The organism is Arthrobacter sp. SE2, from assembly GCF_058244265.1.
The window spans coordinates 50119-63102 of record NZ_JBZAYA010000010.1 but is presented as its reverse complement, the minus strand read 5'-3'; the positions used below and the strand labels follow the sequence as shown (position 1 = coordinate 63102).

Sequence of the window (12984 nt, the reverse complement as noted above, 5' to 3'; positions counted from 1 at the left end):
CCTCAGTCTAGGCGCATGCCGCGCCATGACCGCTCGTGGCGTGCCGGATCCGGAAACGGCGAAAAGTCGAAGCGCTTAACTGATTGACGCTGTTCGGAGGCCCATGAAAGCGTATTTATTGGCCCCAACCCGGAATACGTGAAAAGACAGGAATACCGTGGGCATTCAGCAACAAGCAACGTCAGCAAGCCTCAAAGTGGGCGTTGTGGGCATCGGATGGGCTGGCCAACAGCACCTTAAGGCTTACAGCGCCATCGAAGGCGTGGATATCGTCGCTGTCGCCGGGATGGAAGAAGACCTCCTCGCCCAGATGAAGCAGGAATACGGCATTCCGCATGCTTTCGCGCGCTGGGAAGACATGATCGGGCTGGAAGGTTTGGATGCGATCAGCGTCGCCGTTCCGACCTTCCTGCACGCTCCGATTTCCATAGCGGCCCTGGAGCGTGGACTGCACGTACTGAGCGAAAAGCCACTGGCACGCAACGGCGACGAAGGACGCGCCATGGTGGAGGCAGCCCGGGAGGCCGGCCGCGTCCTGGATGCTGCGTTCAACCACCGCCGCCGTGGCGACATTCAAAAACTCAAGAGCATCATCGACGACGGCGGACTCGGACGTCCGTACTACGCCAAGGGTTCCTGGCTGCGCCGCGCCGGCATCCCTACCCTGGGCAGCTGGTTCACCAATCCGGAACTGGCCGGCGGCGGTCCGCTGGCTGACATCGGAGTCCACGTGCTGGACTACTCGCTGCACTTGTTGGGCGAGCCCAAGGTCCTGTCCGTCTCGGCGCAGACCCACTCGGAGCTGGGTCCGCAGGGCCGTGGTGGCAACTCCCGCTACACAGCAGGGCCGGCGAGCCACAAGTTCGAAGTGGAGGACTTCGCCACTGCCTTCATCCGGCTCGAAGGCGGCGGCACCCTGATCCTCGAAGCGGGCTGGGCGAGCTACCGCGAGGTGGACGACCTGCTCGACTTCACGGTTTACGGGACCGACGGCGGTGCCGAACTACGCGCCGTCGGTGCTCCGCTGCAGCCGGTCGGCAGCTTGAGGATCTTCACCGAGAAGGACGGCGAAAACGCCGACTACGAGCCCGAAGCGATTCCAGGCCTTGCCCACCAGGCCGTCGTGGACGACTTTGTCGCCGCCGTCCGCGGCGGGGAGACCGTCTGGGGACAACACGACGGATCACTCGCCCTGAGCCGCGCCCTCATCCTTGATGCCTGCTACAAGTCCGCCCTCGAACAACGCGAAGTGGTGCTCTGATGACCGACAAGAAACTGAAGATGGTCGTCTGGAACGAAGCCGTCCACGAGGCCCGCAACCAACCGGACTCCATGGCGGAAATGTACCCGGACGGCATCCACGGTGCCATCGCGGCGGGCCTGCAGGGCTACTACCCGGATGCAGAAATCACGACGGCGACGCTCGCCGATCCCGAACACGGGCTGGACGAGGAAACCTTGGCCGCTACCGACGTCCTGCTCTGGTGGGGGCACATCGCGCACCACGAAGTCAGCGATGAGGCGGTGGAACGCGTCCAGCGGCATGTCCTCGGCGGGATGGGACTTGTGGTGCTGCACTCAGGGCATTTCGCGAAGATCTTCACCCGGCTGCTGGGCACCACGTGTTCGCTCAAGTGGCGCAACGACGGCGAACGCGAGCTCGTGTGGACGGTCAAGCCATCGCACCCGATCGCCGCCGGAGTCGAGAGCCCCATCCTGATCCCCAAACAGGAGATGTACGGCGAACTCTTCGACATCCCGGAGCCGGACGACCTGATCTTCATCAGCTCCTTCGAAGGCGGCGAGGTATTCCGCTCCGGCGTGACGTTCTCCCGCGGCAAGGGGCGGATCTTCTACTTCAGCCCCGGCGACCAGGAGTACCCCGTTTACCACCAGCCGCAGATCCAGAGGGTCATCGCGAACGGCGTGGGCTGGGCAGCGCAGCCCGAACAGTTCCGGGATGCTCCGGCAGTGACCAACCCGGCCCAGGCCTGGTTTTTGGCTACCTGAAATCGCGGGAGTTGGACTTCACTGTCAGGACCAGGGGTTCCAGCTTGTCCGCCACGAGATTGGTGACTCCTTCCGGCGATCGTTCGAGGAACCCTCGGACGATCAGCGCGGAGGATTCCCGGGCGACCCGGCGATGCCTCTTCCAGAGGCCAACGCTGCAGATGACGTTGAGGATGCCGCTCTCGTCCTCCAGATTGACGAAGGTGATCCCTTGCGCGGTCTGGGGGCGTTGGCGGTGGGTCACGACGCCGGCTACTTCAACACGCGTGCCGGACTCGACCTGGGAGAGCCGGTCCACCCGCAGCACCCCCCTCGAATCCAGGGCTCCGCGGGCATGGCGCATCGGATGGTCATCGGTACTGATTCCTGTGGCCCACATGTCGTAGGCAACATTTTCCAGGGGGGAGAGCTCGGGCAGCAGCGGCGGCTGGACGGCGACATGGGTCCCTGGCAATTGTCCTTCATGCTCGAGCGCGGCATCGCCGGCCTGCCACAGTGCTTCCCGGCGGTTCATCTCCAGCGAATCCAAGGCGCCCGCTGACGCGAGTGCCTCCAGCTGGTCCGCGCTGAGATTCGCACGGCGGGACAGATCCGCCATGTCCCTGTAAGCGCCATGCTCCTCACGTTCGGTGACGATCCGCTTCGCCACCTCGGCACCGATGGACGTGACGCCGTCAAGCCCCAAACGCACAGTGTGTGAGCCATCCCGCCGGTGCAAGGGGTCCTCGCGTGGCCGATCCTGCTGGAAGAGGCCGATCTCCGGCTGGTGGAAGTCCAGGCAGGAATCCATGCCGCCTGCCTGGCCCGCCTCGGTACTTGTAGCCTCGTCCAGCACTTCGAGGGTCGCCTCGGCCAGGGAATGCAGTACATCAGGGCGCAACACCTGGACCCCGTGCCTGCGGGCATCCGCCACGAGGGTTTGCGGGGAGTAAAAGCCCATGGGTTGTGCCCGGAGCAGGGACGCGAGGAACGCGCCGGGATAGTGCAGCTTCAGCCACGAGCTTGCATAGACCAACACCGCGAAGCTCAAGGAGTGGGACTCTGCGAAACCGAAGTTCGCAAAGGCCTGGATCTTGCCGTAGATGGCGTCGGCGTCGTCCTTGCTGATCCCGTTGGCCGCCATCCCCGCGTAGAGCTTGGCCTCGAGGGACTCGATCTTCTCCCGGCCCCGCTTGGAGCCCATCGCGCGGCGGAGCAGGTCCGCATCCTCGGCAGTGCAACCGCCCACGGCAACTGCCATCTGCATCAGCTGCTCCTGGAACAAGGGCACACCCAGGGTCCGCTTCAGCACGGGCTCCAGCAACGGATGAAGATACGTGACTTTCTCCGTGCCTGCGCGGCGTCGGATGTACGGGTGGACGGCGCCGCCTTGGACGGGACCCGGGCGGATCAGCGCGATTTCGACCACCAGATCGTAGAATTCCCTCGGTTTCAGCCGCGGCAGAGTGCTGATCTGGGCCCGTGATTCCACTTGGAACACCCCGATCGAATCGGCCCGGCAGAGCATGTCGTAGACGGCCGGTTCTTCCCGCGGGATGGTCTCGATGGTCCAACGCTCCCCGAAATGCTTGTCGATCAAATCAAAGGAGTACTGCAGTGCGGCGAGCATGCCCAGGCCGAGAAGGTCGAACTTGACCAGGCCCATCCATTCGCAATCGTCCTTGTCCCATTGCAGGACCGTGCGGTTTTCCATCCGGGCGCGCTCGATGGGAACTACCTCGCCGACAGGCCGTTCGGTGAGGACCATGCCGCCGGAGTGGATGCCCAGGTGCCGGGGGAAGCCCAGTATTTGGTCAGCAAGTTCCAGGACCGTTGCCGGGATGTTATTGGTCTTGCCTTCGCTGAGATCGCCCCAGTGATCGAGCCGCTTGGACCACGCGTCCTGCTGGCCTTGGCTGTAGCCGAGCGCCTTGGCTATGTCCCTGACGGCGTTCTTCGGCCTGTAACTAATGACATTCGCTACCTGGGCCGCGTTGAATCGTCCGTATTTGCGGTAGACGTACTGGATGACTTCTTCCCGCCGGTCCGAGTCGAAATCGACGTCGATATCCGGTTCTTCCTCTCGGAGGCTGGAGAGGAAACGCTCAAACGGAAGGTTGTAGAAGATACTGTCGACCGCGGTAATCCCCAGCGCGTAACAGACAGCCGAGTTCGCCGCGGAACCCCGGCCTTGGCAGAGGATGCCGCGGGAACGGGCAAACTGCACGATGTCGTGCACTATCAGGAAATAACCGGGGAAGTTCTTCGCCTCGATCACTGCGAGTTCCTGCTCGATCCGGCCATGGACCCGTTCGTCGGCATCCGGGTATTTGACCCTCACGCCTTCTTCAACAAGTTGCCGGAGCCAGGTGATAAGACTGTGCCCGGCAGGAACATCAAGCTTGGGGAGCTTCGGGCGGGCTGCCCGTAACTGGAACGCAAGCTCGTCGGCGATTTCGACAGTCCGTTCGACCGCGCCGGGGTAGCGGGCGAACCGTGCTGCCATCTCGGAACCGCTCCGCAGATGGGCGCCGCTGCTTGCGGGCAGCCACCCGTCGAGTTCCTCCAGGCTGCGGCGTGCCCGGACAGCCGCCATGGCCGTTGCCAGCGGATATCCCTCCGGGGACGCATAATGTACGGCGTTGCTGGCGATGAAAGGTATGCCTGCGCGCTCCGCAATACGGACAAGGGCGTCGTTGTGGCTGCTGTCGAGGGGATTCCCATGATCGAAGAGCTCCACCACCACGTTTTCCCGACCGAATCGCTCGATCAAGGCCTCTACCTCAAAGGCAGCGGCTTGCTCGCCGTAGCTCATGAGGGCCCTCCGGACTGATCCTTTGCGGCATCCCGTCAACACCAGGCAGTGGTCCCTCAAGGAATGCGCCAGCGCATCGAGGTCGTAGATGGGATGGCCCTTCTCGGCATCGGCCGCCAGATGGGCTGATGTCATCGCCCCTGCCAAGCGGTGGTAGCCCTCTTCCTTCCGGGCGAGGACGAGCAAATGGTCACCTTCGGGGTCGGCTTCCCCTTGCTGGGGTTTGCTGAGTCCGAGCGACAGCTCAGCGCCGAATACGGTCTTCAACTCGTAGGCTTCGGCGGCCTCCGCCATTCGCACGATCCCGTAGAAGCCGTCATGGTCGGTCAGCGCGAGGGCATGGATACCCAACCGGACCGCCTCCTCAACCAATTTCTCGGGTGAGGAGGCGCCGTCCAGGAAGCTGTAGTGAGAATGCGCGTGCAGCTCGGCATAAGGCACGACGGCGGCATCCGCCCTCGATGCGACCCCTGCGGGATCGAGGGGGACCGGGCGGTAAGGACCGCGTTTCCTTGACCAGGCCGGGCTGTCACCGCCGTCCCCTTTGGGCTTGCCGATCTCCGGCACGCGCCGGTCCGAGAGCGTGCGTTCGAACTCCGACCACGGGATTGACGGGTTGTTCCAAGCCATCTTTGTCTTTCCTGCCTAAAAGTTCGGTGTTCGACTCGGGTGTTCAGTCGTAGCGGGCCTCTGCCCACCAGTTCTGCTCGTCCAGGAGAAGAAGCCAGGCCTCTCCGTTTCCGTCCACAAGCTGGAACCGGTCCGCTTCAAGGCGGTGGTCGGCGTCCCACCATCTCTGCCGCAGCGGCCAGGGGCCTGCCCACTGAGCTACTAGTCGTCGTCGTGCAGGGTCTCCACCGGGACAAAACCACATTGGCGGGGCAATCAATCCGCCACGATGGTCTGTACGGACTTTTTCCTTGTTCGCATCAAGCATCAGGACAGGGATAAGGGAGGCGAACACCGTGGCGGGCTGCGGGTCTGGAATCTTTCCGGGCCACGGCCTGGTGGCCAGGGCTGCCGATCCCGCGGGCAAGGCATCTCCCCAAGGAACCAAACGGCGCCGCTCGGCCAGCAAGCGACCTCCGGAGACCGCAGGCACTACCACAGCTTCATGCCCCAACATGCTTTGGATCCGGCTGAGTCCATGATGAATCTGTTCCTCGGCTCCGTCTCCAAAGAGCGCCCGCCCATGATGGGCGATGGAGTCCACGCGGACGGGGACGAACTCGACCCGCGTGACCGGTGACGACAGTCCGCCGCGAGCCATGCCGCCGTCGTGCATTCCGCCGTCGACTGTTTTATCGGTGGCGCGGGCGGGGGGCTGTGACTGAAGCTGCCAGCGCACCCTGTCCACGACGTCGCTGGCTGTGAAATGGCGGGGGTGGCCCCACGTCCGTTCCGAGCGGCTCCCTGCTTCGTCAGTGATCAGCACCCTCAACTCTGTGCAAACCAAGCCTTCAGTCTGCACCCCGGCCACGAAGGCGTCTGCCGTGGCCCGGAGCTGGAAGGCGAGTTGGTCAACCCGGTCCAGGCCGGGTTCGAACTCTGCCTGTTGATCCAGCTTCCGCGGGGGAGTCCGGGGGATCACCTTGCGGGGATCCTGGCCCCTTGCCAGGGCATGCGCAGTGATTCCGGCAGCCCCGAAACGGGACCGGACATCGGCGGCGGGAAGATTGGCGAAATTCCCCAAAGTGAGGACGCCAAGGCGTTTGAGCAAGGAAGCCAGCTTCGGCTGCCCTAGTACTTCCACCGGAAATGGAGCCAGGAAATCCCGGGAAGAACCCGGCGGGAGCACAAGAACGGCAGAGAGTTCGCTGGTGCTCCGGGCTGCTTGCTCGGCGGCGAACACGGAATCGGCGATCCCCACACGAGCCTCCACGGCGAGACGGTCCGCCGATTCAAGCACAGCACCGGCGGCCGCTTCCTCTCCGCCGTAATATCTGGCGGCACCCTTGGCCCGGATAGCGCATAGTCCGGGGCGAAGCACTTCCACGCCAGGAGTCCGTTCCTCAAGTGACGAGACCACGGGCTCGAATTCCCTCGTATCCCGCACCGGATCAACGGCACACACCACCAGCTCAGGGCAGCGGGTCTGCGCTTCCCTTAGCCGCAAGCCCCGGACTACTCCCTCTGCCCGGGCTTCCGCGGAGCAAGCAGCTATGACACCTTTGGCTATGACTGCCGTAGGCACATCAGACGGCAGGGCATCTGCCAAGCGGGCGGCGACAAGGGGCCAATCAGGGAACCACGTAACCAACGCGCGCACCGGGGTTTCAAGCTGAAACAGCATCATGCTCCCATCCGATGGCGGGAAAGATCCACCGGGCCGCTGTCCGCAAGATCCACGGAAGCCCTGCGGGAACTGCCCCTCAAGGCGACTTCGAGTTCGAGCTCCTGTTTTTCGAGATGTCCATGGCCCTGTCCGAGCCCCGCCCACTCATATCCATTCACTTGCAAGACGGCTTCACTCTGCGGCCAGGGTCCCATGACAAGGAGGACGGAACTCCGCTCCCGGAGCCTGGCTCCCAAGCGTGCAGCCTCAGCGGGTGCGACTCTTTCCGGAGCCCGCGCAAGGACCACCGAGAGCACGTCCGCCATGGCAGCGATCACCTGCGTCCAGCTGGTCCCGGGGTCAGGCACCAGCACCAGCCGGTCGAGCGCAATGCCGAACCCTGCTGCCGCCTCGACCCCGAAGTCAGGTAGTCCGGCTACCCCGCACCACGAGCCATTCAGTGATGGTCCGGCCAATAATGCCATGGCCAGCGACATGGATCCCTGTATGGAGTAAGCCGCTCCCGGGCGCAGTCCGCCCGGCAGGAGCCTGCTAAGTGAAGGGAGCACGGGCAGGGAGCGTTCGCTTCCGCGCTTGCCCTGCATGAGGTGGATCTGCGCCTGCAAGTCATCGCGCAGCGAAGCCGGCGAAGCGGAAGACAGGCGGGATGACATACTTCAATTTTCGAACATATATTCGAATGAGTCAATTGCTCGGGATCCGCTTCGAAGGTTGGCCTCCTCAACGATCTACTGTTTTTGATGCGGACTCCCTGTTTCCGGGCGCGTGGTTCCGGGTCGGCGGGGCAGTGTCAGGGGCGAAACTGGTCAGTTGTTGAGGGCTAAGGCCCCCTGCGAGCGCGACCACGTCACGCTCGACAGCGAAACGGCCAGGATCGAAGCGAGGATCAACGCCGAGGCCGGGGCGGCAACGGCCCAAGGGGCACGCTCCACGTAGTTGATACCCTCGGCGAGGATAAGGCCCCACTCGGGCGACGGCTGGTGGGGGCCGAGGCCGAGGAACCCCAAAGCAGCCAAGGCGAGCGCGATTCCCGGTACCCGGAGCATCGAATGCCTGAACACCGGGCCAAGGATGGCCGGGAGGATGTAGCGCCAGAGGATGCGGACCCTTCCCACGCCCAGGACCGGAAGGATCTTCACGTGGGGCTGGGCCCTGGCCTCCTGCGCCAAGGCCGCCGTGTGGGCGGCGAGGGGTGCCCAACTGACCAGGGTGACGGCTATCGCCGCACCTTCGGCAGACGGCCCGGTCACCACGGCAACGATCAGGCCGGCCAGGATGGGCGGAGCGGCGTTGGCTACTTCAAGGGGACCGGTCGCCGCGAGCGGGAAGAGCCCGACGACGATCCCGATCACAAGGCAAGCCAGCACCACGAGCAGAGCCGTTCCCAGCGTGGACACGGCACCGTGCCCCACCCTGGCAAGAATGTCCCGTCCGCTCGCGTCGGCCCCGAAGGGCAGCTCGAAGCCCGGGCCGGCAAGCCGCGCATGGCTCGAGGTGAATGGGTCGCGAAGCAATCCCGCGACGACGATGAGCATCAACGCTCCTGCCGCAACGAGCGGAACCGCGGCATCCCGCCGTCGTGATCTTCCCGGCGAGTCCGGGACCGGAACCGTCCCCGAGCGCAGCGCCGCTCCCATGAGAAGGTATCGGGCCGCGGCGCTGAGGGAACCTGCCACGACGGCCAACATGAGGAGGGCCAGCACTCCTGCCTGCAGCGCGGGTATGTCCTGGGCGCTCGCCGCGCCCAGGACCGCGCGGCCCAAGCCCGGAATCGCGAAGACTCTCTCCACGGCAACCGCCCCGCCGGTAAGGCCAATGAGGACAAGTCCGATCTGGCTCATCACCGATGGCAGGGCCCGGCGGAGCACCGCCGCGGTGAGCCGGGCGCGGCTTGCTCCGGCCATCGCCCAGGTGGCCACCCATTTTTCGGCGAACGCCAGGCTGATGGCGTCGGAAAGAAGCCGCCCGATGAGCCCGCCGGCGGGCAGGCCGAGGGCGAGCGCCGGCAACACCGCGTGGTCCAGGCCCTGCCAGCCATACGGCGGGAACCAGCCCAGCCACACCGCACCGACGACAAGGAGCATCGCCGCGAGGAGGAACTCGGGGAGCGCAGTCATGGCCGCGGCCACGACGCCGGAGCCCCGCCCGGGGTTTCCGGCGAGCCCGCGCATCACGGACGGAACGCACAGCGCGGTGGCCACCACCATTGCGACGGCTACGGCGCACGCCATCAGGGTGACGGAGACTCCCAGGGTTTCCACGGTGCCGGGGCCAACAGGTGTGTTGGTAATCCAGGAATTCCCCATGTCCCCGCGCAAAAGGCCTCCGGCCCAGTCGAGGAAGATGTGCACCGGTCCTCGATCAAGTCCGAGCTCCGCGCGGATCATGCCCAGCGTTTCATCAGTCGCTTCCCGGTCGGCGTACCGGGCCCGCAGGATGGTGTACTCCGGGCTTTGTCCCGAAAGCCATGGCAAGAGCCCGATCAGCAGAACGATAGCGAAGAGTGCCACGGCTCGGGAAGCCGCGGTTTTGACGAACGCCGGGCCCCGCATCAGTCGGCGATTCCTGTCTTGCTGGTGATCAGGGCGCGCTCGCGGGGATCACGTTCTACGTTGCGGATCCTGGCTGATTCGCCTTGGATGACGCGCTCGTGCAGGAGCGGCACGGCCGCATCCTTCGAGAGGATCAGCGCCTCGGCGGCGGCAATTGCCGCCCGGCGCTCCGGGCCTGCCGGAATGGCTGCGGCCTTGCTCAGTGCTGCGTCCACCTCCGGATCGCAGAACTGGGAGATGTTGAACGAGCCTTTGCAGGAGAAGTCGCTGAACATGTAGGCGACGGGGTCGCCGGAGTCGAGGACCGTCGCGCGGGACAGGATGAAGGCATCGAACTTGCCGGCCAGGGCGTCTGCCTCGATGTGCTGGTACTCGCGGACTTCCTGCTCCACGATGAAGCCGGCGGCTTCGAGCTGCTGCTCAAGCTGCACGGCGACCTCGGGCAGTTCGGCCCGGTCCGTGAACGTGCCGAGTTTGATGCGGCGGCCATTGGCGGGTGCCGCTTCCGCCCGCTTCTTCAGGGCTTCAACGTATGGGGTGTTGTGCCGCTCCTTGGCCGCCCAAGGGAGAGCCGGGCCCAGAAGGCCTTCGGCGATGTCCGCCCGTCCCTCGTAGACCCGGTCGACAATGGTGGCCCGTTCGACCGAGGTGCGTGCCGCTGCCCGGACCGACGGATCCGCGAAAGGACCCGCCTTGGTGTTCAGGTAGAGGGTATTGGTGCGGGGCATGGGGACTTCATGAATCAAGTCCGCCTTGATCTGGGCGACCTGGCCCACGGGAATGGCCTCCACGACGTCGGCAGTTCCGGCCCTCAGCGCGGCTGCACGCGCTGTGCCGTCGGGAACGTATTGGACGTCGACGCCGCTGCTCGCTGCTTTCTCGCCCCAATAGTCGGCGAAGCGGTTGAGTGTTGCCGAGCTGGTGCCGTCCGCGGATGCAAGGACGTAGGGGCCAGTTCCGGCGTTGATGGGGCTGACGACCCCGCCGGGCTTGTAGGCGGACGCGGCGAGGATGGAAAGCTGCGGGCTGGAAAGCCGCTGCGGAACCAGCGGGTCGTCCGTCTGGGTGGTGACGACGACGGCGTTCCCGCCGTCCGTGCGGACGCTCAGCTGCACGCCGTCGAGGATCCGTGGCTTGGGCTTTGCGCTGGCAGCCGCCGTCAACGATGCCGCCACTTGCCCGGCCGTGAGAGGCGTTCCGTCATGGAATTTCACGCCTGCGCGGAGTTCGAAGCGCCAGTTCCTGCTGTCCAGTTGCTTCCAAGCTGTTGAAAGCGATGGCTGGGCATCGCCGAGGGTATCGAGGACAATCAGCGTCTCGGCGGTCTTCCACCGTGAGAGTTTGAAGGCGTCGTCGCTCAGGGGAGTGAGTCCGGAACGGGGTGGCTGCAACATGGCTACCTTGATTCGGGAGTCGATACTGCTGCCAGCTGGAGTGTTGCCTTGGGCGAAGCAGGCGCTCAGTATGGCGGCCATTGCGGAGGAGAGGAGTATCGCGGCAACTGCTTTTGGACGTGGAATAGCCATGGATGGATGCCTTCTTTCGTGGGTGCGAGTGGATTTAGGCGGGGTGGACTTGTTGCGGGTACGGCGCAGGGAGGGGTGCCGGAAGGAAACGGTGCATGAGTGCCGCGGAGGTTACGAGCTCCTTGGCTTCCCGGGTCTGTGGATTGGCATACACGGCTGCGGTCGGCCCGCGTTCCACCACGCGACCCCCGGAGAGGACCAGGGTCTCGGAGCACAGGCGGGCGACGGCGGACAAGTCGTGCGAGACGAATAGGAGCCCGAGGCCGTCCCCTTGGACCAGCTGTTCCATGAGGTCCAAGACCGTGTTCCTGAGGGGAAGATCGAGCCCGCTGACCGGCTCGTCTGCCAGGAGGATGCTCGGCGCGGGGACCAATGCCCGTGCAATGGCCACGCGCTGGTTTTGCCCGCCGGAGAGTTCCCGGGGCCGACGGGTGAGCATGCCCGGATCGAGATCTACCCGTTGCAGGGCATTCAGGATCATCCCCCGGTGGTCGCCGTCAACGCGCAGTTGCCTCAGGGGTTCCAGGAGAAGGCGCTCCACGTTCATGCCCGGGTCGAGGCTCGCCGCCGGGTTCTGCGGGATGTATTGCACCGCGCGGCGGTACCATCTCAAGGACGAGGCCGGACCGGGCACAACCGGAGTGTTATTGAACGTGACGGTTCCGGCATTTGGCTTCTCCAAAGCGAGCAAGATCCGCAGGAGAGTGGATTTTCCGGCGCCCGAGCCACCCACCAAGCCGATGCTGCCGCCAGTGGCAATGCTGAGGGAAACGTCCTGCAGGGCCGGCCGGGATGGCCGTTTCTTCAGGAGCCCCCTGCCCGGGTAGCTGAGGCCCAGATTGTCGGCGCTCAATACTGCATTCATGATGCGGCTTCCGTGCGAAGGGAATCAGTGCCGACATGGGCGGCTTCCACCAACTGCTTCGTGTACCGGTGCGTGGGTCGTTCCACGAGGGACTCCATCGATCCGGCTTCGATGATCCGGCCGGAACCCAGGACAAGGGCCTGGTGGCAAAAGGCCGCAGCCACAGGGAGGTCATGAGTGATGAACAACATCGCGCCGGTGGGCGTGGAATGCCCGGACGTGGAATGCGCGGATTCGGAATGGGTCGATTCCGAATACAAGGACAAGGCATCGAGGACCTTCGCCTGGCTGACCATGTCCAGTGCGGTAGTCGGTTCATCCGCCACCAGGACGGCGCTACGGCAGGCCAGGGCGAGGGCGATGCAGACCCGTTGCAGCTGACCGCCCGACAATTCGCCGCTGAAGCTTTGCATGGTCCGCTCGGCTTCTTCTATCCCCACCGACGCGAGCAGCTCAAGTGCCTGTTGCCGTGCGATGGAGGCCGAATGGCCGGCATGCCGCAGCGGGATCTCCAGCTGTCTGCCCAGGCGTACCAAGGGATTGAGCGCTGACATCGGGTCCTGATGGATTGCGGTGATTCCGGCGCGACGCCTTCGCCCATTGGACAACGGCACGTCCACTCCGTTGATCTGCAACCGCCCTGAAGCAGTCATCGTGTGTGGAAGCTGTCCGAGGAGCGCGGCCGCGGTTAGGGACTTGCCTGAACCCGAGGCTCCGAGAAGTGCCAGTCTTTGACCCGGGTCAATAGCGAAGCTGACTCCGTCAATCAGGGCGCGCCCCCGGAGGGACACCCTCAAATCTCGGACCAGGAGGGCAGGGTGCATGGGGGACTTTCATGTTAGGAGCGACGAGAATACTGATGCTATCAATACTCATTCTCATTAAGCGAAATATTGAGACGCGTTGAGTTCCCCACGCTCTTGCCAAGTGGCTACAGCCGG

At 64.6% G+C, this 12984-nt stretch carries 9 protein-coding genes; 2 read left to right on the top strand and 7 right to left on the bottom strand.

What is annotated here, in order from left to right; translation table 11 throughout:
• Window positions 1–157: 157 nt before the first annotated feature.
• Window positions 158–1261 (top strand): Gfo/Idh/MocA family protein, encoded by a 1104-nt coding sequence (locus AC4CS3_RS14805; RefSeq protein ID WP_490784102.1) that lies wholly within the window; start codon window positions 158–160, stop codon window positions 1259–1261.
• Complete coding sequence (locus AC4CS3_RS14800) at window positions 1261–2010, top strand: ThuA domain-containing protein (protein ID WP_490784101.1); 750 nt, start codon at window positions 1261–1263, stop codon at window positions 2008–2010. The genes AC4CS3_RS14805 and AC4CS3_RS14800 overlap by 1 nt, the downstream gene beginning before the upstream one ends.
• On the opposite strand, the gene AC4CS3_RS14795 is transcribed toward AC4CS3_RS14800, so the two are convergent.
• The 7 genes from AC4CS3_RS14795 to AC4CS3_RS14765 all read right to left on the bottom strand — a co-directional run bounded on the left by AC4CS3_RS14795 (window position 2003) and on the right by AC4CS3_RS14765 (window position 12867).
• Window positions 2003–5434 carry an error-prone DNA polymerase gene (locus AC4CS3_RS14795; protein WP_490784100.1) on the bottom strand — a complete coding sequence of 1144 codons (3432 nt, stop codon included), beginning with the start codon at window positions 5432–5434 and terminating at the stop codon, window positions 2003–2005. The genes AC4CS3_RS14800 and AC4CS3_RS14795 overlap by 8 nt on opposite strands.
• Before the next feature lie 43 nt (window positions 5435–5477).
• Window positions 5478–7100 (bottom strand): DNA polymerase Y family protein, encoded by a 1623-nt coding sequence (locus AC4CS3_RS14790; RefSeq protein ID WP_490784099.1) that lies wholly within the window; start codon window positions 7098–7100, stop codon window positions 5478–5480.
• Window positions 7097–7753 carry a DnaE2-dependent mutagenesis accessory factor ImuA' gene (gene imuA' / locus AC4CS3_RS14785; protein ID WP_490784098.1) on the bottom strand — a complete coding sequence of 219 codons (657 nt, stop codon included), beginning with the start codon at window positions 7751–7753 and terminating at the stop codon, window positions 7097–7099. Before imuA' ends, AC4CS3_RS14790 begins: the two co-directional genes overlap by 4 nt.
• Window positions 7754–7906: 153 nt before the next feature.
• Window positions 7907–9652 carry an ABC transporter permease subunit gene (locus tag AC4CS3_RS14780; protein WP_490784097.1) on the bottom strand — a complete coding sequence of 582 codons (1746 nt, stop codon included), beginning with the start codon at window positions 9650–9652 and terminating at the stop codon, window positions 7907–7909.
• The gene (locus AC4CS3_RS14775; protein ID WP_490784096.1) at window positions 9652–11178 is read right to left on the bottom strand and encodes an ABC transporter substrate-binding protein; all 1527 of its coding nucleotides are present in this window, start codon (window positions 11176–11178) and stop codon (window positions 9652–9654) included. Before AC4CS3_RS14775 ends, AC4CS3_RS14780 begins: the two co-directional genes overlap by 1 nt.
• 34 nt (window positions 11179–11212) lie before the next feature.
• Window positions 11213–12043, bottom strand: a complete 831-nt coding sequence (locus AC4CS3_RS14770; protein ID WP_490784095.1) for an ABC transporter ATP-binding protein — start codon at window positions 12041–12043, stop codon at window positions 11213–11215.
• A complete protein-coding gene (locus AC4CS3_RS14765; RefSeq protein WP_490784094.1) occupies window positions 12040–12867 on the bottom strand; it encodes an ATP-binding cassette domain-containing protein in 828 nt (275 codons plus the stop codon). Before AC4CS3_RS14765 ends, AC4CS3_RS14770 begins: the two co-directional genes overlap by 4 nt.
• Window positions 12868–12984: the final 117 nt, after the last annotated feature.